The following is a 26,154-nucleotide window of genomic DNA, read 5'->3' on the forward strand; positions in this document are numbered from 1 at the left end:
CAGGCGGCGTCGATTTTGGGTTTGAGGACGGTGTGGATGTGCTCCGGGGTGAGGGTGGTGAGGGTGGCGTCGTGCAGGGTGCCGGCGGTGTGGAACACGGCGGTGAGGGGGTGTTCGGTGGGGATGGCGGCGAGGAGTGATTGCAGCTGGTGGGGGTCGGTGGTGTCGCAGGCGACGGTGGTGACGGTGGCGCCGAAGTTTTGAAGGCGGGTGGCGAGTTCGGGGGCTCCGGGGGCGTGGGGGCCGCGGCGGCTGGTGAGGAGGAGGTGTCGGGTGCGGCCGGTGGTGGTGAGGTGTTCGGCGAGCAGGGCGCCGAGGGTGCCGGTGCCGCCGGTGATCAGCACCGTCCCCTGCGGATCCAGGGCCGGGACGGGCCCCTCCGGCGTACCCGCCCGGGCCAGGCGCGGCACGAGCAGCCTGCCGTCGCGGACGGCGAGCTGCGGCTCCCCGATCGCCAGCGCCGCCGCGAGCGAGCCGCTGCCGTCCCCGTCGACCAGGACGAACCGGTCCGGGTGCTCGACCTGGGCGCTGCGAAGCAGCCCCCACAGCGCCGACGCGGCCAGGTCGGTGACGTCCTCCTCCGGGCCGGCCGCGATCGCACCCGAGGTGAGCACGACGAGGCGGGCGGCGTCGTACCGCTCGTCGGCCAGCCACGCCTGGAGCGCCTCGGTGGTCCGGGTGACCAGGTCGTGGGTCGCCGCCGGTCCGCCGTCGGTCCCGCCGCCGGGCGCCAGGATCACCAGCCCCGGGGTGGCGTCCGAGGCGAGCAGGTCGGTGAGGCCGGCCAGGTCGAGCACCGGCGGCACGTCCACCGCCGCCCCGGCCGGCGCGTCGATCGGGGTCCAGCGGACCCGGTACAGCGGGTCACCGCCGCGCGGGCCGGCGCTGAGCTGCTTCCCGGCGAGCGGCCGGACGGTCAGCTCCCCGATGGTGACCACCGGCTGGCCGAGCGGGTCGGTGGTGTGCACGACGACCGAGTCCGGGCCGGTACGGGTCACCCGCACCCGCAGCCGGGTCGCCCCGACGGCGTGCAGGGTGATCCCGCTCCAGGCGAAGGGCAGGCGTACGCCGTCTTCGCCGGCCGTGAGCGCCATCGGGTGCAGAGCGGCGTCGAGCAGGGCGGGGTGGATGCCGTGGCCGGTGGTGTCCTGGTCGTCGGGCAGGTGGATGTCGGCGTACAGGGTGTCGCCGTGGCGCCATACCTCGTGGACGCCCTGGAAAGCCGGGCCGTACTGGAGGCCGGTGGTGGCCAGGGTGTCGTAGAAGCCGGTGAGGTCGACGGGGGTGGCGCCGGGCGGTGGCCATTCGGTGTCGGCGGCGGATTGGTGAGCCGGTGCCGTACGGGTGAGGGTGCCGGTGGCGTGTCGGGTCCAGGTGTCGTGCTGATGGCTGTGGATGGTGATGGGCCGGTGTCCCGCCTCCTCTTCGGCGCCGACCTCGACCCGCAATTGCAGGTCGCTGTCCGTGTCGAGGGTGAGCGGCGCCTCGATGGTCAGCTCGTCCAGATAGGGGTGTCCGGTGTGGTGGCCGGCGTGCAGGGCGAGGTCGACGTAGGCGGTGCCGGGGAGCAGCACGGTGCCGGTGACGGCGTGGTCGCCGATCCAGGGTTGCCGGTCAAGGGTGAGCCGGCCGGTGAAGAGGTGTCCCTGCTGGTCGGGCAGTTCGATGGCGGCGGCGAGGAGGGGGTGTTCGGCGGAGGTTTGGCCGAGGTCGGCGGCGTCGCTGATGGTGGCGGGTGCGTGCAGCCAGTAGCGCTGCCGTTGGAAGGCGTAGGTGGGCAGGTCGACCAGGGTTGCCTGCGCCGGCAGCAGCGGTGACCAGTCGACGGGCAGCCCTCGGGTGTGTGCGGTGGCCAGGGCGGTGGTGAGCTGGTCGGTGGTGTCGCGGCGCAGGGTGGGCAGGGCGATGATGTCGCGCTGGTCGGCGGTGTCCTCGATCGGCTGGATGAGCACCGGGTGGGGGCTGACCTCGATGAACGTGGCGTAGCCGTCACGCAGCAGGGCTTCCGTTGCCGTCTGGAATTGGACCGGGTGGCGCAGGTTGTCGTACCAGTAGTCGGCGGTCAACGTGTCGGCCTGGATGCGGTCGCCGGTGAACGTCGAGTAGAAGGCGACGTCGGTGGGGGCTGGGGTGATGCCGTCGAGAGCGGCGAGGATCTCGTCGCGGAGGGCTTCGACGTGGGGGGTGTGGGAGGCGTAGCCGACGGGGAGCACGCGGGCGGGGATGTCGCGGTCCTTGCAGTGGGCCACGATCGCCGCCACTGCCTCCGGGTCGCCGGCAATCACGGTGGCGTTGGGTCCGTTGACGGTGGCGATGTAGGCCTGGGGGGTGGTGTCGAGGCCGTTGACGGTGGCGCGGTGTGCCCGGACATCGGGTCCGCTGTCGCTGCCGTTGCCGTTGCGGTTTCCGTTACGGCTGTCGCTGTCGCTGTCGCTGTCGTGGGCGGGTCGGCCGTCGTCGGTCGGGGTCGGCTTGTTGGCTTGCAGGGTGGTGAGGAGTTCGGTGACCTGGTCGGCGGGTAGGGCGAGGGAGGCCATGTCACCCCGCCCGATCAGCGCCCGCAGGGCTTGGGCGCGCAGCGCGACGATCTTCGCCGCGTCCGCCAGGGGCAGGGCTCCGGCGGCGCAGGCGGCGGCGATTTCGCCTTGGGAGTGGCCGATGACGGCGTCGGGGGTGATGCCGTGGTGCCGCCACACGGCGGCGAGTCCGGTCATGACGGCGAACAGCACCGGCTGGACCACGTCCACCCGGGTGAGCCAGTCGGGGTCGTCGTCGTGCAGCACGGCGTGCAGGTCCCAGTCCACGTAGGGCCGCAGCGCCTCCGCGCAGGCGTCCAGGTGGGCGGCGAAGACCTCGCTCTGGGCGGCCAGTTCGCGGCCCATGCCGAGCCATTGCCCGCCCTGGCCGGGGAAGACGAACACGGTCCGGCCGGTGTGCGCGGCGGTGTGCCGGAGCAGGGCCGGGTGCGGCCGGTCCTCGGCCAGGGCCCGCAGCGCCTCGGTCGGGTCCGGGGTCGGCAGCACGGCGGCGCGGTGTGCGAACGCCGCCCGGGACGTGGCCAGCGCCGCGGTCAGCGCCCCCGAGGACAGGTCGGGTCGCGCGTCGACCAACTCGGCCAGGCGGGCCGCCTGCTCCCGCAACGCGGCCGGCGCCTTGGCCGACAGCAGCCACGGCAGGGCCACCACCGGCTCGGCCGCCGGCCCGGCCTCCGCCTCCGGGGCCTGCTCCAGGATGACGTGCGCGTTCGTGCCGCTGACGCCGAACGAGGAGACGCCCGCCCGGCGGGGGCGGCCGTGCTCCGGCCAGGGCCGGGCCTCGGTCAGCAGGGCCACCGCCCCGGCGGACCAGTCGACGTGCGGGCTGGGCTCCTCCACGTGCAGCGTCCTGGGCAGCGTGCCGTGCCGGAGCGCCTGGACCATCTTGATGATGCCGGCGACGCCGGCCGCGGCCTGGGTGTGGCCGATGTTCGACTTGACCGACCCGAGCCACAACGGCTCCTCGCGCTCCTGCCCGTACGTGGCGAGCAGCGCCTGCGCCTCGATCGGGTCGCCGAGGACGGTGCCGGTGCCGTGCGCCTCGACGGCGTCCACGTCGGCCGTGCTCAGGCCGGCCGCGGCCAGGGCCTGGTGGATGAGGCGTTCCTGGGACGGCCCGTTCGGCGCGGTGAGGCCGTTGCTGGCCCCGTCCTGGTTCACCGCCGACCCGCGGATCACCGCGAGCACCCGGTGGCCGTTGCGCCGGGCGTCGGAGAGGCGTTCCAGCACCAGCAGGCCGACGCCCTCGCCCCAGCCCGTGCCGTCGGCGCCCGCCGCGAAGGACTTGCACCGGCCGTCCGGGGCCAGCCCGCGCTGCCGGCTGAACTCGATGAACGTGGTCGGGGTGGCCATCACCGTCACGCCGCCGGCCAGCGCCAGGGTGCACTCGCCCTTGCGCAGGGCCTGCATGGCCAGGTGGGTGGCGACCAGCGACGACGAGCAGGCGGTGTCGACGGTCAGCGCCGGCCCCTCCAACCCCAGGGTGTACGCGAGCCGCCCCGACGCCACGCTGCCGGCGCTGCCGTTGCCGAGGTAGCCCTCGTAGCCGGCGGGCACCTGGTGCTGCAACCGGCTGGCGTAGTCGTTGTACATGACGCCGGTGAAGACACCGGTGAGGCTGGAACGCAGCCCCTGCGGGTTGATGCCGGCCCGCTCCAGGGCCTCCCAGGCGGTCTCCAGCAGCAGCCGCTGCTGCGGATCCGTGGCCGCCGCCTCGCGTGGGCTGATGCCGAAGAAGTCGGCGTCGAACTCGTCCGCCTCGTGCAGGAAACCGCCGTGCCGGGTGTACGCGGTACCCGGGTGGTCCGGGTCCGGGTGGTACAGGCCGGCCAGGTCCCAGCCCCGGCCGGTGGGGAAGTCCCCGATCGCGTCGACGCCCTCGGCGACCACCCGCCACAGCGCCTCCGGCGAGTCGACCCCGCCCGGATAGCGGCAGGCCATCCCGACGATGGCGATCGGCTCGTCCGACGGCCCGCCCGCCACCGGGGACGGCCGGGCGGTCGCCACCGCGTCCTCGGGCACCAGCCGGCCGCGCACGTACCGGGCGAGCGCCTGCGCGTTCGGGTGGTCGAAGACCAGCGTGGCCGGCAGCCGCAGGCCGGTCGCCGTGTTCAGCCGGTTGCGCAGCTCCACGGCGGTGAGCGAGTCGAAGCCCAGGTCCTTGAAGGACCGCTGCGGCTCGATCAGCTCCGGGCTGCCGTGCCCGAGCACCGCCGCCACCTGGGTGCGGACCAGGTCCAGCAGCAGCCGCTGCCGTTCGCCGTCGCCGAGCCCGGCGAGCCGGCCGGCCAGACCGCTGTCCACCGCCGCGCCCGCCGCGCCCGCCGCGGTGCGCCGTGCCGCGAGGGTACGGACCAGGCCGCGCAGGATGGCCGGGACGGTGTCGGCCCGGCGCAGCGCGGCGAGGTCGAGCAGCACCGGCACCGGCGCTGGGTCGTGCCCAGCGAGCGCGGCGTCCAGCATCCGCAGCGCGGGCGCGCTTTCCAGCGGCAGCACCCCGTCGCGGGCCATCCGGGCCCGCTCGCCCGGGTCCAGGTGGCCGGTCATGCCGCTGGCCTCGGCCCAGAAACCCCAGGCGATCGAGGTGCCGGCCAGCCCGTACGCGGCGCGGTGCTGGGCGAGCGCGTCGAGGAAGGTGTTGCCGGCGGCGTAGTTCGCCTGCCCGGCGCTGCCCAGCACGCCCGCCGCGGAGGAGTAGAGCACGAACGCGGCCAGGTCGAGGTCCAGGGTGGCCCGGTGCAGGTGCCAGGCGGCGTCGACCTTGGGGCGCAGCACGGTGTGGATCTGTTCGGGGGTGAGGGTGTGCACGGCGGCGTCGTCCAGCACCCCGGCGGTGTGGAACACGGCGGTGAGCGGGTGGGCGGTGGGGATGCCGGCGACCAGTTCGGCGACGGCGTCGGGGTCGGCGGTGTCGCAGGCGACCACGGTGGTGGTGGCGCCCAGTTCGGTGAGCCGGTCGACCAGGTCGGTTGCTCCCGGTGCGTCGGCGCCGCGTCGGCTGACCAGTAGCAGGTGCCGGGCCCGGCCGGTGTGGGCCAGGTGCTCGGCGAGCAGCGCGCCGAGGGTGCCGGTGCCGCCGGTGATCAGCACCGTACCGTCGGGGTCGAGCGGCCGCCGCGCGTCCGGGTCCGGTCGCCCGGCGCGGGCCAGCCGGGGCACCAGCACCCGGCCGGCGCGTACGGCGACCTGCGGCTCACCCGTCGCGACCGTCGCGCCGAGCGCCGCCACGCTGGCCGGGGCGCCGTCGGAGTCGACCAGGACGAACCGGTCCGGGTGCTCGGACTGGGCGCAGCGCACCAGCCCCCACAGGGCGGCAGCCGGCAGGTCGGTGACGTTCTCCTCCGGGCCGGTGCCGACGGCGTCGCCGGTCAGCACCACGAGGCGGCTCGCGGCGTACCGCTCGTCGGCGAGCCAGTCCTGCAGCAGGCGGGCGACCTGCTCGGTCAGCCGGTGGGTGGCGGCCACCACGTCGCCGCCGGAGGCCGGTACGCCGAGCACGACCAGCGGCGGCGCGGGCGCGTCGCCGGCCAGCAGGTCGGCCAGCCCGGAGGGGTCGACCGGGTACGGCAGCTCCGCCGGGCCGCCCACCGGCACCGGCGTCCAGTCGACCCGGTACGAGGGGTCGGCACCGGTGGCGACCGGGAGCTGACCGGCCGGCAGCGGCCGTACGGTGAGCGAGCCGATGGTGGCGACGGGCGCGCCGGTCGGGTCGGCGGCGGTCACGGTGACCGCGTCCGGACCGTCGACGGTGAGGCGTACCCGCAGGGCTCGGGCGCCGGTGGCGTGCAGGCCCACCGCCGACCAGGCGAAGGGGAGCCGGACGGTCTCGGCGCCGGCGGCGAGGGTGATCACGTGGAGGGCGGCGTCGAGCAGGGCGGGGTGGATGCCGTACCCGGCGTGGTCGACCTCGTCCGGCAGCCGCACCTCGGCCCAGAGGTCCCGGCCGGCGCGCCAGGCGCGGTGCAGGCCCTGGAAGGCCCGCCCGTAGCCGAGGCCGGTGGCGGCCAGTTCGGGGTAGAACCCGTCGAGGTCGACCGGGATGGCGTCGGCGGGCGGCCAGGCGCTGAGGTCCGCGGCCGGCGGCGCCGCCGTCGCCCCCAGCGCGCCGGTGGCGTGCCGCAGCCACTCGCCGTCCTGCCCGGCGCGGGAGCGGATGGTGACCGGCCGGTGGTCGGTGGCGTCGGGGGCGCCCACCTCGACCTGGACCTGGACCGGCCCGGTGCCGGTCAGGGCCAGCGGCGCCTCGATGGTGAGGTCGTCCAGGTGCGGGTGTCCGGTGTGGTGGCCGGCGTGCAGGGCGAGCTCCACGAACGCCGTGCCGGGCAGCAGGACGGTGCCGGTGACGGCGTGGTCGGCGATCCACGGCTGGCTGGTGGTGGTGAGCCGGCCGGTGAACAGGTGGCCCTGCTGGTCGGGCAGCTCGATCGCGGCGGCCAGCAGCGGGTGGTCGGCGCCGCCGAGGCCCAGGTCCGCCGGCTCGCTGAGCGCGTCCCGGGTGGTGAGCCAGTAGCGCTGGTGCTGGAAGGCGTACGTGGGCAGCGGCACCGGCGGGGTCGCCGCGGGCAGCAGCGGCGACCAGTCGACCGGCAGCCCCCGGAGGTACGCGGTGGCCAGGGCGGTGGCGAGCTGGCCGGTGGTGTCGCGGCGCAGGGTGGGCAGGGCGACGATGTCGCGCTGGTCGGCGGTGTCCTCGATGGGTTGGATGAGGACGGGGTGGGGGCTGAGTTCGAGGAAGGTGGTGTGGCCGTCGCGCAGGAGTGCTTCGGTGGCGGTCTGGAACTGCACGGGGTGGCGGAGGTTGTCGTACCAGTAGTCGGCGCTCAACGTGTCGGCCTGGATGCGGTCGCCGGTGAACGTCGAGTAGAAGGCGACGTCGGTGGGGGTGGGGGTGATTCCGTCGAGGGCGGCGAGGATCTCGTCGCGGAGGGCTTCGACGTGGGGGGTGTGGGAGGCGTAGCCGACGGGGAGCACGCGGGCGGGGATGTCGCGGTCCTTGCAGTGGGCCACGATCGCCGCGACGGCGTCGGGGTCGCCCGCGATCACGGTGGCGTTGGGTCCGTTGACGGTGGCGATGTAGGCCCGAGGGGTGGCGCCGGGTCCGCCCGCGGTGGTGGCGGGTCCGCCGGCGGTGGCGGCGGATCCGTCGGCGGTGGCGGTGGGTTCGTTGACGGTGGTGAGGTGGGCTTTTCCGCGTCGCGCGGCGCGGCCCTTCGTGCGGTCGTCGCCGGCGGTCGTGATGGTGTGCAGGAGTTCGGTGACCTGGTCGGCGGGCAGGGCGAGGGAGGCCATGTCACCGTGTCCGATGAGCGCCCTCAGCGATCGGGCGCGTAGGGCGACGATCTTGGCGGCGTCGGCCAGGGAGAGGGCTCCGGCGGCGTGGGCGGCGGCGATCTCGCCCTGGGAGTGGCCGATCACGGCGTCGGGGACGATCCCGTGGTGCCGCCATACGGCGGCCAGCCCGGTCATGACGGCGAACAGGACGGGTTGGACCACGTCCACCCGGGTCAACCAGTCCGGGTCGTCGTCATCCAGCACCTCACGCAGGTCCCAGTCGACGTAGGGGCGCAGCGCCTCCGCGCAGGCGTCGAGGTGGGCGGCGAACACCTCGCTCTGTTCGGCGAGTTCGCGGCCCATGCCGAGCCATTGGCCGCCCTGGCCGGGGAAGACGAACACGGTCCGGCCGGTGTGGGTGGCGGTGTGCTGGAGCAGCGCGGGGTGTGGGCGGTCCTCGGCGAGCGCGCGCAGGGCGTCGACCGGATCCGGGCCGGGCAGCACCGCCGCGCGCTGCGCGAACGCGGTGCGGGTGGTGAGCAGGGCGGCGGCGACCGCGCCCCGGTCCAGATCCGGGTGCTGGTCGACGTGGGCGGCGAGGTTGGCGGCCTGGTCCCGCAGCGCGGCGGGCGTCTTCGCCGACAGCAGCCACGGCAGCCCGACGACCGCTCCCGCGTCCACCGCGGGCGCTGCTTCCCCGTTGGCTGCGGCCGTCGTTTCCCCGTTCACCGTGGGCGCCGCGGCCGGGGCCTGTTCGATGATGAGGTGGGCGTTGGTGCCGCTGATGCCGAAGGAGGAGACGCCGGCGCGGCGGGGCCGGTCGTGATCCGGCCACGCGGTGTTCTCCGTGAGCAGGGCGACGTCCCCGGCCGACCAGTCCACGTGCGACGAGGGGGCATCGGTGTGCAACGTCTTCGGCAGGACGCCGTGGCGGAGGGCCTGGACCATTTTGATGATGCCGGCGACGCCGGCGGCGGCCTGGGTGTGCCCGATGTTCGACTTGATCGAGCCGAGCCAGAGGGGCTCGTCGCGGTTCTGCCCGTAGGTGGCGAGCAGGGCCTGGGCTTCGATGGGGTCGCCGAGGGTGGTGCCGGTGCCGTGGGCTTCGACGGCGTCGACGTCGGTGGGGGTGAGTCCGGCGTTGGCCAGGGCCTGCTGGATCACGCGCTGCTGGGAGGGCCCGTTCGGTGCGGTCAGCCCGTTGCTGGCGCCGTCCTGGTTGACCGCCGATCCACGGATGACGGCGAGTACCCGGTGGCCGTTGCGGCGGGCGTCCGACAGGCGTTCCAGCAGGATCAGCCCCGAGCCCTCGCCCCAACCGGTGCCGTCGGCGGCCTCGGCGAACGGCTTGCACCGGCCGTCCGGAGCAAGCCCGCGCTGCCGGCTGAACTCGACGAAGATGCCCGGGGTGGCCATGATCGTGGCGCCGCCGGCCAGCGCCAGGGTGCAGTCGCCGCTGCGTAGGGCCTGCACCGCCAGGTGCGTCGCGACCAGCGACGACGAGCACGCCGTGTCCACCGTGATCGCGGGGCCGACCAGCCCCAGCGCGTACGCGATCCGGCCGGAGGCGACGCTCGTGGCGTTGCCGGCGAGCAGGAAACCCTCCAGCTCCCGCGGCTTCTGCCCGGCACGCGGCGCGTACTCCTGGGAGATCACGCCGGTGAAGACGCCGGTCGGGGTGGTCTTCAGGGTGGTCGGGTCGATGCCGGCGCGTTCCAGGGCCTCCCAGGCGGTTTCGAGGAGGATCCGCTGCTGCGGGTCGGTCGCCAGGGCCTCGCGGGGGCTGATGCCGAAGAAGTCGGCGTCGAACGCGTCCGCGTCGTGGACGAAGCCGCCCTCCCGGGCGTACGTGCGGCCCGGCTGGTCGGGCCGGGGGTCGTAGAGCCCGTCGAGGTCCCAGCCCCGCCCGGTCGGGAAGCCGCTGACCGTGTCCACCCCGTCGACCAGCAGCTGCCACAGCTGCTCCGGGGTGTCCGCCTCCCCCGGGTAGCGGCAGGCCATGCCGACGATGGCGATCGGCTCGTCGGCCGCGGCGATCACCGTGGTCGGGGCCGCCGCCCCGGCCGACCCGGTGCCGGCGACCTCGACCCCGATCCGGTCGGCCAGCGCGGCCGGCGTCGGGTGGTCGAAGATGATCGTGGTGGGCAGCCGCAGCTCGGTGGCCGCGTTGAGCCGGTTGCGCAGCTCGACGGCGGTGAGCGAGTCGAAGCCCAGGTCCTTGAACGCGCGGTCCGGGCCGATGCCGTCCACGTCGGCGTGCCCGAGCACCAGGGCGACCTGCGCGCGGACCAGGTCGAGCAGCAGCCGGGCGCGGTCGGCGTCGCCGAGCCCGGCGAGCTGCCGGCCCAGGGAGGAGGTGGCCCGCCCGGCGGACGCGCCGGCCGAGCGTCGCCGGGGGCTCCGCACCAGGCCGCGCAGGATCGCCGGCACGCCGACCTCGGCGGCCTGGGCCCGGAGCCGGGCCAGGTCCAGCGTGGTCGGCACCAGGGCCGGCCGGTCCTGGGCGAGTGCCGCGTCGAGCAGGGCGAGCGCGTGCTCGCTGGCCAGCGGCACCAGCCCGGTACGGGCGATCCGCGCCTGGTCGGCCCGGTCGAGGTGACCGGTGATGCCGCTGGTCTGCGCCCAGAAGCCCCAGGCCAGGGCGGTGGCCGGCAGGCCGTGCGCCCGCCGGTGGTGGGCCAGCGCGTCGAGGTAGGTGTTGGCGGCGGCGTAGTTGCCCTGCCCGCCGGTGCCGAGCGTGCCGGCCACCGAGGAGTAGAGCACGAACGCGGCCAGCGGCAGGTGGGCGGTGGCCGCGTGCAGGTGCCAGGCGGCGTCCACCTTGGGCCGCAGCACGGTGTGGATCTGCTCGGGGGTGAGGGTGTGCACGGCGGCGTCGTCGACCACGCCGGCGGTGTGGAACACGGCGGTGAGGGGGTGGGCGGTGGGGATGCCGGCGATGAGGTGGGCGACGGCGTCGGGGTCGGCGGTGTCGCAGGCGACCACGGTGGTGGTGGCGCCCAGTTCGGTGAGCCGGTCGACCAGGTCGGTTGCTCCCGGTGCGTCGGGGCCGCGTCGGCTGACCAGTAGCAGGTGCCGGGCCCGGCCGGTGTGGGCCAGGTGCTCGGCGAGCAGCGCGCCGAGGGTGCCCGTGCCGCCGGTGATCAGCACCGTACCGTCCGGGTCCACCGCGGCCGGACCAGCGGCCGGCGTCGCGGCGCGGGCCAGCCGCGGGGCGAGCGCCGCGCCGTCGCGGAGGGCGAGCTGGGGCTCCCCGCCGGCCACGGCGGCCGGCAGCAGGTCGAGGCTGCCCGGGGCGCCGTCGTGGTCGGCGACCACGATCCGGTCCGGGTGTTCGGACTGCGCCGACCGGAGCAGACCCCAGAGCGGGGCGGCGGCGAGGTCCTGGACGTCCTCGTCCGGGCGGGTGCCGATCGCCCGGCGGGTCAGCACCACGAGCCGGGACGACCCGGTCCGCTCGTCGCCGAGCCAGGCGGTGAGCAGCGCCGCCGTGCGCTCCACCAGGGCGTGCGCGCCCGCGACGCCGGGTTCCGGCGCGACCGGTGCGACCACCAGCACGTCGGGTACGGCGGCGGCCGTCCCGAGCAGCTCGACGGCCCCGTCGAGGGTGCTGACCGGCCAGGGGTCGGTGTGCGCCGCGACGGTCGGCACCGGCACCCAGTCGACCTGGTACAGCGCATCGTCGGCGCGGGCCGGCGCCGGCGTGCCGCGCTCGACCGGGGTGAGGGTGAGCGCGTCGACGGTCACCACGCGCCCGCCGGCCGGGTCGGCCGCGTCGAGGCGGTACGTCCCCGCGTCGCCCGGCGTCAGGCGTACCCGCAGGTCGGTGGCGCCGCCGGCGGGCAGTGCGACGCCCCGCCAGGCCGACGCCACCCGGGCGGCCGGCGCCGGGTCGGCGAGGGCGACCACGTGCAGCGTCGCGTCGAGCAGGGCGGGGTGGATGCCGTACCCGGTGGGGTCGACGTCGTCGGGGAGCCGGACCTCCGCGTAGAGGTCGTCGCCGGAGCGCCAGGCGGCGGTGAGGGTCTGGTACGCGGGCCCGCAGGCCAGGCCGGTGTCGGCGAGGTCGGTGTAGCAGTTCGTCGTGTCCAGCGGCACCGCTCCGGGCGGCGGCCACGCGGCCGGCTCCGGCTCCGGACCGCCGGCCGGCGCGGCGGTGAGGCGCCCGGCGGCCAGCTCGGTCCACCGGTCGGCGGCCCAGTCGTCGTCCGCGCCCTCCGACGGCCGGGAGTGCACGGCCACCGGCCGGTGCCCGTCCGGCCCGGCCCCGCCGATCTCCACCTGGAGGTGGACGGAGGCGCCGGCGGCCAGCGCCAGCGGCGCCCGCACGTCGAGTTCCGCCAGGTACGGCAGGCCGACCTGTTCGCCGGCCTGCAGGGCCAGCTCGACCAGGGCCGCTGAGGGCAGCAGCACGTGGCCGTCGACGGTCTGGTCGGCCAGCCACGGGTGGGTGCCGGTGGCGAGGCGGCCGGTGAACAGGTAGCTGTCGTGGTGCGCCAGCCGGGTGGCGGCGGCGAGCACCGGGTGGCCGCTGGCGTGCAACCCGGCGGCGCTCACGTCGGCGCTGTTGCCGGCGTGGAGCCAGAAGCGCTGGTGCTGGAAGGGGTAGGTGGGCAGCGGCACCGGTGCGGGGGCGGGCACCGGGTGCAGCGGCGACCAGTCCACGGGCAGGCCGCCGGCGTGCAGTGCGGCCAGGGCGGCGAGCAGCGTGTCGGTCGGCTGCTGCCCGCGTCGCTGGGTGGCGGTGGCGCGGGCGTGCCCGGGCAGCGTCTCGTGGGTCAGCGTGGTGAGCGTGCCGTCGGGGCCCAGTTCGACGAAGTGGGTGACGCCCAGCTCGTGCAGCCGCCGGGTCCCGTCGGCGTAGCGGACGGCGTGCCGGATGTGCCGGGCCCAGTAGTCGGGGTCGGCCAGTTCCTCGTCGGTGGCGAGCGCGCCGGTGAGGTTGGAGACGATCGGGATCCGGGCGGGGTGGAAGGTGACTGCGGCGGCGGCCTGCCGGAACTCGTCCAGGATGCCGTCGGTGTGCGCGGAGTGGAACGCGTGCGCCACGTGCAGCCGCCGGCCGTCGTGGCCCTGTTCGCGCAGGGCCGCGGCGAGCGCGTCGATCTCCACGGGGTCGCCGGCGAGGACCAGCGAGCCGGGGCTGTTGTGCGCGGCGAGGCCGACCCCCGGGTGCCCGGCGAGCAGCGGGGCGACCTCGTCGAGGGTGGCCGCCACGCTGAGCATGGCGCCCGGCGGCATGGCGTTCATGAGCGCGGCCCTCGTGGTGATCAGGGCGGCCGCGTCCGCCAGGGTGAGCACCCCGGCGAGGTGGGCGGCGGTCAGCTCGCCGATCGAGTGGCCGATCAGGTGGTCGGGGGCGATTCCGAAGCTGCCCAGCAGCCGGAACATGGCGGTCTCGAAGGCGAACAGCGCCGGCTGGGTGTAGCGGGTCTGCCCGAGCAGGTCGGTGTGCCGGCCGGACATCACCTCGCGCAGCGGGTGTTCCAGGTGCGGGTCGACGGCGGCGCACACCTCGTCCAGGGCGGCCGCGAAGACTCCGAACCGCTCGGCCAGCTCCGCGCCCATCCCGGGGTACTGGGCGCCCTGGCCGGTGAGCAGGAACGCCACCGGGCCGACCGGCACGGCCGTGTCCCGCACCACGGTGGGGTGTGGCTCCCCGGCGGCCAGGGCCCGCAGGCCGGGCAGCACGTCGCCACCGGCCAGGACGGCCGCCCGGTGCTCGAACGTCGCCCGGGTGGTGGCCAGCGCGTAGCCGACCCCGGCCGGGGCGCACCCCGGCTCCTCCTCGACGTGCGCCACCATTTGCGCGGCCTGGGCGCGCAGCGCGGCGGGCGTCTTCGCCGACAGCAGCCAGGGCAGCGCGACCTGGGCGACCGGCGGCTCCGGGGTGGCGGCCGGCGGGGCCGCGGTCGGTGGGGCCTGTTCGATGATGAGGTGGGCGTTGGTGCCGCTGATCCCGAAGGAGGAGACGCCGGCGCGGCGGGGCCGGTCATGGTCGGGCCACGCGGTGTTCTCGGTGAGCAGCGCGACGTCCCCGGTGTCCCAGTCCACGTGCGACGAAGGCGTGTCGACGTGCAGGGTCTTCGGCAGCGTTCCGTGGCGGATGGCCTGGACCATTTTGATGATGCCGGCGACGCCGGCCGCGGCCTGGGTGTGCCCGATGTTCGACTTGATCGACCCCAGCCACAACGGCTCGTCGCGGTTCTGCCCGTAGGTCGATAGCAGCGCCTGAGCTTCGATGGGGTCGCCCAGGGCCGTGCCGGTGCCGTGGGCTTCGACCGCGTCGATGTCGGTGGGGGTGAGGCCGGCGTTGGCCAGGGCCTGCTGGATCACCCGCTGCTGGGAGGGTCCGTTCGGTGCGGTCAGCCCGTTGCTGGCGCCGTCCTGGTTGACCGCGGAGCCACGGATGACGGCGAGCACCTGGTGGCCGTTGCGACGGGCGTCCGAGAGCCGTTCCAGCACGAGCAGCCCCGAGCCCTCGCCCCAGCCCGTGCCGTCCGCGCCGTCGGCGAACGACCGGCAGCGCCCGTCGGGCGAGAGCCCCCGCTGGCGGCTGAACTCCACGAAGATGCTCGGCGAGGCCATGACGGTCACGCCGCCGGCCAGCGCCAGGGTGCACTCGCCGTTGCGCAGCGCCTGCACGGCCAGGTGGGTGGCCACCAGCGACGACGAGCAACCGGTGTCGATGGTGATGGCCGGCCCCTCCAGACCGAGGGTGTACGCCAGCCGCCCGGATGCCACGCTTGTCGTGTTGCCGGCGAGCAGGAAGCCCTCGACCTCGTGGTGGCGCTGCCCGGCGCGGGGCGCGTACTCCTGGGAGATCACGCCGGTGAAGACGCCGGTCGGGGTGGTCTTCAGGGTGGTCGGGTCGATGCCGGCGCGTTCCAGGGCCTCCCAGGCGGTTTCGAGGAGGATCCGCTGCTGCGGGTCGGTCGCCAGGGCCTCCCGCGGGCTGATCCCGAAGAACTGCGCGTCGAAGGCGTCGGCGTCGTGCAGGAAACCGCCGCGCCGGGCGTACGTGCGGCCGGGCTCGTCGGGGCTCGGGTGGTAGAGCGCCTCCAGGTCCCAGCCCCGGTTGACCGGGAAGTCGCTGGTGGCGTCGGCCCCGTCGAGCACGAGCCGCCACAGGTCCTCCGGGGTCCGGGCGTCGCCCGGATAGCGGCAGGCCATGCCGACGATGGCGATGGGGTCGTCGGCGGCCGAGGCCCGGGGGCGGGGCGCCGGCCCGGTGCTCACCGGGGCGCCGAGCAGTTCGGTGCGCAACCGGTCCACGACGGACTGCGGGTTCGGATGGTCGAAGACGACGGTGGCGGGCAGCCGCAGCCCGGTGGCCGCGTTGAGCCGGTTGCGCAGCTCGACCGCCGTGAGCGAGTCGAAGCCGAGGTCCTTGAAGGTCCGGTGCGGCTCGACCGCCTCCGCGCTGCGGTGCCCGAGGACGACCGCCACCTGCGCGCGGACCAGGTCGAGCAGCATCCGGTCCCGGTCGGCGCCCGCCAGGCCGGCGACCTGCTGCGCCAGGTCCGAACCGGCGACCACCGCCGCGGCCGCCGCGCGGCGGGTCGGCGTGCGGACCAGCCCGCGCAGCACCGCGGGTACGCCGGCGCCGCCGGTGTTGCCGCGCAGCACCGCCAGGTCCAGGGCCAGCGGCACGAGGGCCGGCCGGTCTCCGGCGACCGCGACGTCGAGCAGGGCCAGCGCGTCGTCGGTGGGCAGTGGGCGCAGCCCGGCGCGGGCCATCCGGGCCTGGTCGGTCTCGTCGAGGTGCCCGGTCATGCCGCTGGCCTGCGCCCAGTAGCCCCAGGCGAGGCTGGTGGCGGGCAGGCCGTGCGCGTGCCGGTGCTGGGCGAGCGCGTCGAGGAAGGTGTTGGCGGCGGCGTAGTTGCCCTGACCGGGGCTGCCCAGGATGCCGGCGGCCGAGGAATAGAGCACGAACGCGGCCAGGGGCAGGTGGGCGGTGGCCCGGTGCAGGTGCCAGGCGGCGTCCACCTTGGCCCGCAGCACGGTGTGCAACTGTTCCGCGGTCAGGGTGTGCAGCGTGGCGTCGTGCAGCACGCCGGCGGTGTGGAAGACAGCGGTGAGCGGGTGGGCGGACGGTACGCCGTCGACCAGGGCGCGGACCGCGTCCGGGTCCGCGGTGTCGCAGGCGACGACACGCACGGTCGCGCCGAGTGCCTCCAGCCGGGCGGTCAGCGCCGGTGCCTCCGGTGCGGCCGGGCCGCGGCGGCCGGCCAGCAGCAGGTGCCGGGCCTGGCCGGTGCGGACCAGGTGCTCGGCGAGCAGCGCGCCGAGCGTGCCGGTGCCGCCGGTGACCAGGACGGTGCCCGACGGGTCCAGCGGCGAGGCGGTGGGCTCGGACGGCGTCCGGAGACGGGTGAGCCGCGGCGCGAGCAGGGTGCCGGCCCGGAGGGCGAGCTGGGGTTCGCCGGTGGCGACGGCCGCCGCGACGAGCCGCGGGTCGGCCTCGTCCGCGTCGATGACGGTCACCCGGTCCGGGTGTTCGGACTGGGCCGAGCGGACGAGCCCCCACAGGGCAGCGGCGGGCAGGTCGGTGACGTCGTCGTCGGCCCGGGCGGCGACGGCCCCGCGGGTCAGCACCACCAGCCGGCTGCCGTGCAGCCGCTCGTTGGTCAGCCAGTCGCGCAGGGCGGCGGCCACCCGGCCGGCCAGCTCGTGGGTCGCCGCGGCCACGTCGTCCGTCGGTGCGGTCACCTCGACGACGACCACCTCGGGCGGGGGCTCCTCCCCGGCGAGCAGCGTGTCGAGGCCGGTCAGGTCGGTCACCGGCCAGGGCCGACGGGCCGGTGCGGCGTTCACCGGCCGCCACTCGACCTGGTGCAGCGAGTCCCGGGCGGAGCCGGCGCCGGCTCCGGCCGTGACGGGGGCCAGGGTCAGCGCGTCGACGGTCACCACGGGGGCGCCGGCCGGGTCGGCGGCGGCCAGGGTGACGGTGTCCGGGCCGGTGCGGGCGATCCGCACCCGCAGGGCGCGGGCGTCCACCGCGTGCAGGGTGACCCCGGTCCAGGCGCGGGGGAGTTGCGGCAGCGCGGGGTCGCCGTCGACGGCCAGGGCGTGCAGGGCGGCGTCGAGCAGCGCGGGGTGGATGCCGTAGCCGCCGGCGTCCACCTCCTCGGGCAGGTGGAGCTCGGCGTACGTGGTGTCACCGGCGCGCCAGACCGCTCGGACCGCGCGGAACGCCGGGCCGTACTCCCGGCCGGCCCGCGCGAGGTCGGGGTAGAGCCGGTCGGCGTCGAGCGGCTCGGCGTCGGCGGGCGGCCAGGTCGCCCGCCCGGCGTCGGGGCCGGTGCCCGGCGCCGCGCCGGCGCTGAGCCGGCCGGTGGCGTGGTGGGTCCACTCGGTGCCGGGGCTGATGCCGGTACGGGAGTGGATGGTGATCGGCCGCCGGCCGGACTCGTCGTCCTCGCCGACCTCGATCTGGATGTGCACGGCCCCGTGCTCGGGGAAGGTGAGTGCCGTCTCGACGGTCAGCTCGTCGAGGCGGGCGTACCCGACGTGGCTGCCGGCGTGCAGGCTCAGCTCGACGAAGGTGGCGGCCGGTACGACGGTGCCCGCGGCGACCACGCTGTCGGCCAGCCAGGGGTGGGCGTGCAGGGACAGCCAGCCGGTGAGCAGGTAACCCTCCCCGTCGGCGAGTTCGACGGTCGCGCCGAGCAGCGGGTGGTCCGCGCCGCTGAGGCCCAGCTCGGCGGGTTCCCCGCCCCGGGTGCCGGCCTGCAGCCAGAACCGCTGGTGCTCGAAGGGGTAGGTGGGCAGCTCGACCGGCGGCGCCGCCGGCAGCAGCGGCCGCCAGTCGACGGGCAGGCCGTGGGTGTGCGCGGTGGCCAGGGCGGCGGCGAGCTGGCCGGTGGTGTCGCGGCGCAGGGTGGGCAGGGCGACGATGTCCTGCCCGTCGGCGGTCTCTTCGATGGGTTGGATGAGGACGGGGTGGGGGCTGACCTCGATGAAGGTGGTGTGGCCGTCGCGCAGGAGTGCTTCGGTGGCGGTCTGGAACTGCACGGGGTGGCGCAGGTTGTCGTACCAGTAGTCGGCGCTCAACGTGTCGGCCTGGATGCGGTCGCCGGTGAACGTCGAGTAGAAGGCGACGTCGGTGGGGGTGGGGGCGATGCCGTCGAGGGCGGCGAGGATCTCCTCGCGCAACGCCTCCACGTGGGGGGTGTGGGAGGCGTAGCCGACGGGCAGGACGCGGGCGGGGATGTCCCGCTCCTTGCAGTGGGCCACGGCGACGGCGACGGAGTCGGGGTCGCCGGCGATGACCGTCGCGTTCGGGCCGTTGACCGTGGCGATGAATGCCCGGGCCGTGCCACGGTCGCCGTCAGCCGGGGCCGGCTCGCCGGCGTCGAGCGCGGCGAGGAGGTCGGTGACCTGGTCGGCGGGTAGGGCCAGGGAGGCCATGTCACCGTGGCCGATGAGCGCGCGTAGCGCCTGGGCGCGCAGCGCCACGATCCTGGCGGCGTCGTCCAGGGCCAGGGCTCCGGCGGCGCAGGCGGCGGCGATCTCGCCCTGGGAGTGGCCGATGACGGCGTCGGGGGTGATGCCGTGGTGCCGCCACACGGCGGCGAGTCCGGTCATGACGGCGAACAGCACCGGCTGGACCACGTCCACCCGCGTCAGCCAGTCCGGGTCGTCGTCGTGCAGCACGGCGTGCAGGTCCCAGTCGACGTAGGGCCGCAGCGCCTCCGCGCAGGCGTCCAGGTGGGCGGCGAAGACCTCGCTCCGCGCGGCGAGTTCGCGGCCCATGCCGAGCCACTGCCCGCCCTGGCCGGGGAACACGAACACCGTCCGGCCGGTGTGGGAGGCGGTGTGCTGGAGCAGGGCCAGGTGCGGCCGGTCCTCGGCGAGGGCCCGCAGCGCCTCGACCGGGTCGTCGTCGGGCAGCACGGCGGCCCGGTGGTGGAAGGTCGCGCGGCTGCCGATCAGGGTCGCCGCCACCCGGTCGTGGTCCAGGTCCGGGCGTTCCTGCGCGTACCCGGCGAGGTTGGCCGCCTGCGCGCGCAGCGCCGCCGGGGTCTTCGCCGACAGCAGCCACGGCAGCGGCACGGCGGGCTGCGCGTCAGCGCTGCCGGCCTGCTCGTCCTGGCCGGCCGGCTCGTCCGGGGCCGGATCCTCGCCGGCCGCGTCGGCCACCGGGGACTGTTCCAGGATCAGGTGCGCGTTGGTGCCGCTGATGCCGAACGAGGAGACCCCGGCCCGGCGCGGCCGGTCCCGCTCGGGCCAGGGGGTCGGCTCGGTCAGCAGGGCCACCGCGCCGGCCGACCAGTCCACGTGCGAGCTGGGCGCGTCGACGTGCAGGGTGCGCGGCAGCAGGCCGTGGCGCATCGCCTGGACCATCTTGATCACCCCGGCGACGCCCGCGGCGGCCTGGGTGTGACCGAGGTTCGACTTGACCGACCCCAGCCACAGCGGCCGGTCCGCGGGCCGGTCCTGCCCGTACGTGGCCAGCAGCGCCTGCGCCTCGATCGGGTCGCCCAGCCGGGTGCCGGTGCCGTGCGCCTCGACCGCGTCGACGTCCGCACCGCCGAGGCCGGACGCGGCGAGCGCCTGCCGGATGAGCCGCTCCTGGGACGGCCCGTTCGGTGCGGTGAGGCCGTTGCTGGCGCCGTCCTGGTTCACCGCCGAGCCGCGGATCACGGCGAGCACCTGGTGGCCGTTGCGGTGCGCGTCCGACAGCCGCTCCAGCAGGACCAGGCCGACGCCCTCGCCCCACGCGGTGCCGTCGGCGGCCTCGGCGAACGGCTTGCACCGCGCGTCCGGCGCCAGCCCGCGCTGCCGGCTGAACTCGACGAACATGCCCGGCGTGGCCATCACGGTGACGCCGCCGGCCAGCGCCATGGTGCACTCGCCCTGCCGCAGCGCCTGGGCGGCGAGGTGGATCGCCACCAGCGAGGAGGAGCAGGCGGTGTCCACGGTCACCGCCGGGCCCTCGAAGCCCATCGTGTACGCCAGCCGGCCCGAGGCGACGCTGGTGGTGCTGCCGGTCAGCAGGAAGCCCTCGTAGCCCTCCGGCGCCTGGTGCAGCCGGGGCCCGTAGTCGAGGAACGTCGCACCGACGAAGACGCCGGCGCGGGAGCCGCGCAGCCCGGTCGGGTCGATGCCGGCGCGTTCCAGGGTCTCCCAGGCGGTCTCCAGCAGCAGCCGCTGCTGCGGGTCCATCGCCGCCGCCTCACGCGGGCTGATCCCGAAGAAGCCCGGGTCGAAGTCGCCGGCGCCGTAGAGGAAGCCGCCCTCGCGGACGTAGCTGGTGCCGCCGCGCTCGGCGCTCGGGTCGTAGAGCGCGTCCAGGTTCCAGCCCCGGTCGGTGGGGAAGCCGGAGATCGCGTCGACCTCCTCGGTGAGCAGCCGCCACAGCTCGGTCGGCGACTCGGCTCCGCCCGGGTAGCGGCACGCCATGGAGACGATCGCGACGGGTTCGTCGGTCACCGCGGCCGGGGCGTCGGCCGCGCCGGCCGGCACGGCGCCGACGAGCCGGGTACGCAGGTGCGCCGCGAGCGCCTCCGGGGTCGGGTGGTCGTAGAGCAGCCCCACCGGCAGGCTCAGTCCGGCGGCGGCGGCCAGCCGGTCCCGCAGCTCCACCGAGAGCAGCGAGTCGAAGCCCAGCTCCTTGAAGGTGCGGCCGTCCGCGACCGTCTGGGCGGTGACGTGCCCGAGGACGATCGCGACGTGGGTGCGGACCAGGTCGAGCAGCACGCGCTGCCGGTCCGCCTCGGCGAGCCCGGCGAGCCGGTCGGCCAGCGGGTTCCCCGGCGCGCCCCCGGACGGCGCGGCCGGCGCGGGTGCCACCGCGGCCGGCGTGGCGGCCGGCTCGGTCCGGGCCGGGGTGGCCACCCCGTCCAGCCAGTACCGGCGGCGCTGGAACGCGTAGGTGGGCAGCGGCACCCGGCGCGGCGCCGGGCCGCCCGGCCAGGCCAGCACCGCCGGCCAGTCGACCGGTACGCCCCGCACGTACGCGGCGGCCAGGGCCAGCAGGACGGAGCGGGTCTCCGGCAGCCGGGGCCGGAGCAGGGGCACGAAGGTGCCCCCGCCCTCGGGCAGGCAGTCCCGGCCCAGGCCGGACAGCACCCCGTCCGGGCCCACCTCGACGAAGGTCCGCACGCCCTGTTCGTGCAGGGTCCGTACGCCGTCGACGAAGCGGACCGCCCGGCGGACGTGCCGCACCCAGTAGTCCGGGTCGGTGAGCTCGGCCGGCTCCGCCACGGCGCCGGTCAGGTTGGACACGATCGGGATGGTGGGCGGGGCGAAGCTGAGCCGTTCCGCCACGGCGCGGAAGTCGTCGAGCATGGCGTCCATGTGGGGCGAGTGGAACGCGTGGCTGACCCGCAGCCGCTTGGTCCGCCGGCCCCGGTCGCGCCACTGCCCGGCGAGGGCGAGGACGGCGTCCTCGTCGCCGGCCACCACCGTCGAGGTGGGACCGTTGAGGGCGGCCACGTCGACCCGTCCGCCGGCGGGCAGGCTCGCCCGGACCTCGTCCTCGGTGGCCTGCACCGCCACCATGGCGCCGCGCTCGGTGAGCGCCTGCATGAGGCTGCCGCGCGCGGCCACCAGCGCGCAGGCGTCCGGCAGCGACAGGACGCCCGCCACGTGCGCGGCGGCCAGCTCGCCGACAGAATGGCCGAGCAGCAGGTCCGGGGTGAGCCCCGACTGTTCGGCCAGCCGGTACAGCGCCACCTCGACTGCGAAGAGCGCCGGCTGGGTGAAACCGGTCCGGTCGAGCAACGCGGCGTCGGCGGAGCCCTCCGGCGCGGCGAGCAGCTCGCCCAGCGGCCGGGGCAGGTGCGGGTCCAGCTCGGCGAGGACCTCGTCCAGGGCCCGGGCGAAGGCCGGAACGGCGGCCCGCAGCTCCTGGCCCATCCGCACCCGCTGGCTGCCCTGCCCGGAGAAGAGGAAGGCGACCCGGCCGGGGTCGGTGGCCGTGCCCCGTACGACGCTCGCGGTGGGCTCGCCGTCGGCCAGCGCGGCCAGCCCGGCCCGCAGCGTCTCCGGGTCGCCGTCGTCGGCCACCACCACGGCCCGGTGCGGGAACGCGGCCCGGGTGGTGACCAGCGAGTACGCCACGTCGCGCGGCGCGTCCCCGGAGCCGTCGGCCAGCCGGTCGAGCAGCCGCCGGGCCTGCCCGCCCAGCGCGGCGTCGTCCCGCGCGGAGAGCACGTACGCGTTCGCGGCGAACGCCGGCGGGCGCCCGCGCTTTCCCGGGCGCCCGGCCGTGCCCCGCCGCGCCCGGTCCGGACCGGCGGCCCGGTCCCCGGACGCGGGCGGCTCGGTCAGCACCACGTGGCAGTTGGTGCCGCCCATGCCGAAGGAGCTGACCCCGGCGACCAGCGGCGCCGCCGGGTGGGGCCAGTCGCCCAGCTCGGTCTGCACCCGCAGGCGCAGCTCGTCCAGGGGGATGTCCGGGTTCGGGGTCGCGAAGTTGAGGCTCGGTGGCAGCTGCCGGTGCCGGATGCTCAGCGCCGCCTTGATCAGGCCGACCACCCCGGCCGCGCCCTCCAGGTGGCCGACGTTCGTCTTGGCCGAGCCGACGGCCAGCGGTGTCCCGGTACGCCCCGACCCGAGCGCGGCGCCCAACGCCGCCGCCTCGATCGGGTCGCCGACCCGGGTGCCGGTGCCGTGCAGCTCGACGTACTGCACCGTGGCCGGGTCGACGCCCGCGTTCGCGTACGCGTCGCCGAGCACCCGTCGCTGGGCATCCACGCTGGGCACCGTGAGCCCCTCGGTGGCGCCGTCGTTGTTGACGGCGCTGCCGCGGATCACGCAGTAGATCGGGTCGCCGTCGGCCAGCGCGTCGGCCAGCCGCTTCAGCACGACCACCGCGCCGCCCTCGCCCCGCACGTAGCCGTTGGCCCGGGCGTCGAAGGTGAAGCACCGGCCGTCGGGGGAGAGGCCGCCGAACCGCGCCGACCGGATGGTGCTCTCCGGAACGATCATCAGGTTCGCGCCGCCGGCCAGAGCCAGCGAGGACTCGCCGCTGCGCAGGCTGGCGCTGGCCATGTGCACGGCGACCAGGGAGGACGACTGGGCCGCGTCGATGGTGAGGCTCGGCCCGTGCAGCCCGAGGGTGTACGAGACCCGGTTGGCGATGATGCTGCGGTGCGTGCCGGTGACGCTGTGCTGGCCGATCACCTCGGTGCCCTGCCGGGACAGCAGGGTGGCGTAGTCGTCCCAGATCGCGCCCACGAAGACGCCCGTCCGGCTGCCGCGCAGGGTGCCCGGCACGATGCCGGTGTCCTCCAGCGCCTCCCAGGCCAGCTCCAGCACGAGTCGCTGCTGCGGGTCCATGGCGCTGGCCTCGCGGGGCGAGATGCCGAAGAAGTCGGCGTCGAACTCGTCCACCCGCTCCAGGAAGCCGCCGTGCCGGACCGCGCCCGGGTCGTCCCAGCGGTCCGCCGGTGTCTCGCCGATGGCGCTGCGCCCGTCGCGCAGCAGCCGCCAGAACGCCGACGGGTCGGGGGCCAGGGGGAGGCGGCAGGACATGCCGATCACGGCGATCGCCGGCCCGCCCGCGTCGACCGGCTCCGGGACGACCGGGTCGTGGTCATGCTTCATGCGGATCACTGCCCCTCACTCGACCTCGTGCGGACGCCACCGGCGCACCCCTCGGGATGGCACCCACGCCCGGCGCGCTCGACAGCGTGACCAGAGCCCCCAACGGCGGCCTTGTCGGTCGTTAAAGCCGTTCCTGACCGGTGCGGGCCGGGCCGGGCAGCTTTGCCTCCCCTTTAGCCGCCGCGCCGACGATGGCGGGATGACGCCGTCACCCGAGCTGAAGTCGAAACCCCCGAGCCTGACCGACGCCCCGGTCCTGGGGCGCACCGCGCCGGTGCGGCAGATCGCCCTCCCGCACGGCGCTCTCGCCTGGCTGATCACCAACGGAGACGAGGTCCGTCACGCGCTCGCGCACCCGCACCTGATCAAGGACGGCCCGCTGGAGGGCGGCTTTCCCGGCCTGCCGCCGGAGCTGGCCCTGGCGATGAGCAGCGACGTCCTGCACAGCAACCCGCCCGACCACGGGCGGCTGCGCAAGCTGGTCAGCGCCGCCTTCACCCGCCGGCGGACCGAGGCGCTGGCGCCGCGGATCCAGGAGCTGACCGACGATCTGCTGGACGCGTTCGCCGACCGGGACCAGGTCGACCTGGTGCCCGCGCTGACCTTCCCGCTGCCGTTCAAGGTCATCGCCGAGCTGCTCGGCGTGCCCGCCGAGGACTCGGAGATCTTCCAGGGCTGGGCCAACACCATCACCCAGGGCACCCTGGCCCGCCCCGAGGAGTTCATCGGCGCCGCCACCAGGCTGGTCGAGTACGCGCGCACGCTGATCGAGTTGAAGCGCCGGGAGCCGGCCGACGACCTGCTCTCCGGGCTGGTCGGGGTCAGCGACGGCGGCGACCGGCTCAGCGAGGACGAGCTGACCTCGATGGTGTTCCTGATGCTGATCGCCGGGCACGCCACCACCACCAACCTGATCGGCAACGGGGTGCACGACCTGCTCACCCACCCCGAGACGCTGGCCGCCGTGCGGGCCGACCCGGAGCGGCTGCCCACCGCGATCGAGGAGTTCCTCCGCTACGAGGCGCCCCTGCGGATGGCCACCCCACGCCGGGCCGCCGAGGACGTGTCGATCGGCGGGGCCACCATCCCGCGCGGGGACATGGTGTTCATCTCGCTGGTCGCGGCCAACCACGACCCGGCGCTGTTCGCCGAGCCGGAGCGGTTCGACATCGGCCGGGAGAAGAACGCCCACCTCTCCTTCGGGCACGGGCTGCACCACTGCATGGGCGCCCCGCTGGCCCGGTTGGAGGCGCGGATCGCCATCGGCACGCTGCTCGCCCGGTTCCCGAAGCTGCGGCTGGCCGTGCCGCCGGAGCAGTTGACGCGGCAGACGAGCATCCTGATGAACGGGTGGGAGTCGTTGCCGGTCGCGCTGCGCTGACCGTCCCCGTACCGCCGGAGAAGCCCGGCCCGGACATCCGGGCCGGGCTCTCGCGTGGTTCAGGCGTTCGGGACGGGGGCCCGCAGCGTCCCCAGGTACGGGTGCCACAGGTGGTCGGGGTTGTTCTCCACGGCCGCCACCGCCTCCCGCATGGCCACCAGCGCCTTCGGCTCCTCGTCGTCGTAGACGTCGCCCTGGAGCATCTTCAGCACGTCGATGCGGTAGCGCGGGTCCTGGACGAAGGCGGTGAAGAGCACGTTGAGCCGGTAGTAGATGGAGATGAACTCGTACCAGTAGCGGACGCCCCGGCGCAGCTTCCGCTCGTACTCGCCGAAGCGGGCCCGCGAGTAGTCGCCGGCCGCGTGGGCGGCGATGATGTCCTTCGCCGCGATCCGGGCGCTGTTCAGCGCGACGCTCACCCCGCTGGAGAAGATCGGGTCGACGAACCGGGCGGCGTCCCCGATGAGCACGAACCGGTCGCCGCAGATCTCCTTCATCGAGTAGCTGTAGTCGCCCTCGGCCTTGAATGGGCGGACCTGCCGCGCGTCCTGCAACGCCTTGTGCAGGTCGGGCCGGCTGGACAGGAACTCCCAGAAGAATGCCTCGCGGTCGGTGTTGGCCTCGGCGAAGAGCTTCTTCTGGGTGACCACGCCGACGCTGGTGATGGTGTCGGTGATCGGGATCTGCCACACCCAGGTGTCCTGGATCGGCAGGAAGTGGACGAAGATGTAGTCCTGCTTCTCCGCCGACGGCGCCACCGCCGCCCGGTCCAGGTCCTCGAACCAGGTGTGCACGGCGTACTGGTTGAAGACCGGGTCGGAGACCTTGTACTTCAGCTGCCGGCCGAGCAGCGTGCTCCGGCCGGAGGCGTCCACCACCATCCCCACCCGGAACGGCACCTCCCGGGGGCCGAACCGGACCGTCAGCTCCACCGCCTCCGGGTCGTCGAAGTCCACCTTGAGCACCCGCGCACCGGAGAAGACCTTGGCGCCGCGGCCCTCCGCGTGCTTGAGCAGGATCAGGTCGAACTTGCCCCGGTCGACGTGGAACGTGTAGTCCCGGTCGACGCCGGGCTGATCCCGCTCGACGAACATCACCTCGGCGGCCCGGAAGTCGTGGTCCAGGCCGGTGAAGCCGTTGTGCGGCACGTTGCGCGACTCGGCCGACGTCCAGGCCGCGCCGTACTTGCGGGGGAAGCCGGCCGCCTCGATGTCGTCCAGCACGCCGATCTCGGACAGCACCGGGGTGGTGGCCGGCACCAGCGACTCGCCGACGTGCTCCCGGGGGAACAGCTCGCTCTCGAACAGCACGACCGACAGGCCGGCCCCGGCCAGGTAGGAGGCGACGGTCGAGCCGGCGGGCCCGCCGCCGATCACCGCCACGTCATAGTCCACGCTCATGCCGGCCCCC

The 26,154-nt window shown here is 75.4% G+C and carries 3 protein-coding genes; 1 reads left to right on the plus strand and 2 read right to left on the minus strand.

Going from position 1 to position 26,154, the window contains the following annotated elements; translation table 11 throughout:
- Positions 1 to 23,363, minus strand: a 23,363-nt coding sequence (locus ABZ452_RS29645) for an SDR family NAD(P)-dependent oxidoreductase (RefSeq protein WP_357949845.1), incomplete at its 3' end; no start/stop codon positions are given.
- Positions 23,364 to 23,562: 199 nt separating this feature from the next.
- Between ABZ452_RS29645 and ABZ452_RS29650 the strand changes: the two genes are divergently transcribed.
- Positions 23,563 to 24,744, plus strand: coding sequence for a cytochrome P450 (locus tag ABZ452_RS29650; RefSeq protein ID WP_357949848.1), 1,182 nt, complete (start codon positions 23,563 to 23,565; stop codon positions 24,742 to 24,744).
- A gap of 59 nt (positions 24,745 to 24,803) precedes the next feature.
- Here the strand turns inward: ABZ452_RS29650 and ABZ452_RS29655 are convergent, their stop codons facing one another.
- Positions 24,804 to 26,144 carry an NAD(P)/FAD-dependent oxidoreductase gene (locus ABZ452_RS29655; RefSeq protein ID WP_357949851.1) on the minus strand — a complete coding sequence of 447 codons (1,341 nt, stop codon included), beginning with the start codon at positions 26,142 to 26,144 and terminating at the stop codon, positions 24,804 to 24,806.
- Between the last annotated feature and the right edge of the window lie 10 nt (positions 26,145 to 26,154).

Source organism: Micromonospora sp. NPDC005707, assembly GCF_040631005.1.
GTDB lineage: Bacteria > Actinomycetota > Actinomycetes > Mycobacteriales > Micromonosporaceae > Micromonospora.

Coding starts and splice junctions, on each gene's coding strand:
- ABZ452_RS29650 (WP_357949848.1), top strand. CDS start 23,563: ATGACGCCGTCACCCGAGCTGAAGTCGAAACCCCCGAGCCTGACCGAC.
- ABZ452_RS29655 (WP_357949851.1), bottom strand. CDS start 26,144: ATGAGCGTGGACTATGACGTGGCGGTGATCGGCGGCGGGCCCGCCGGC.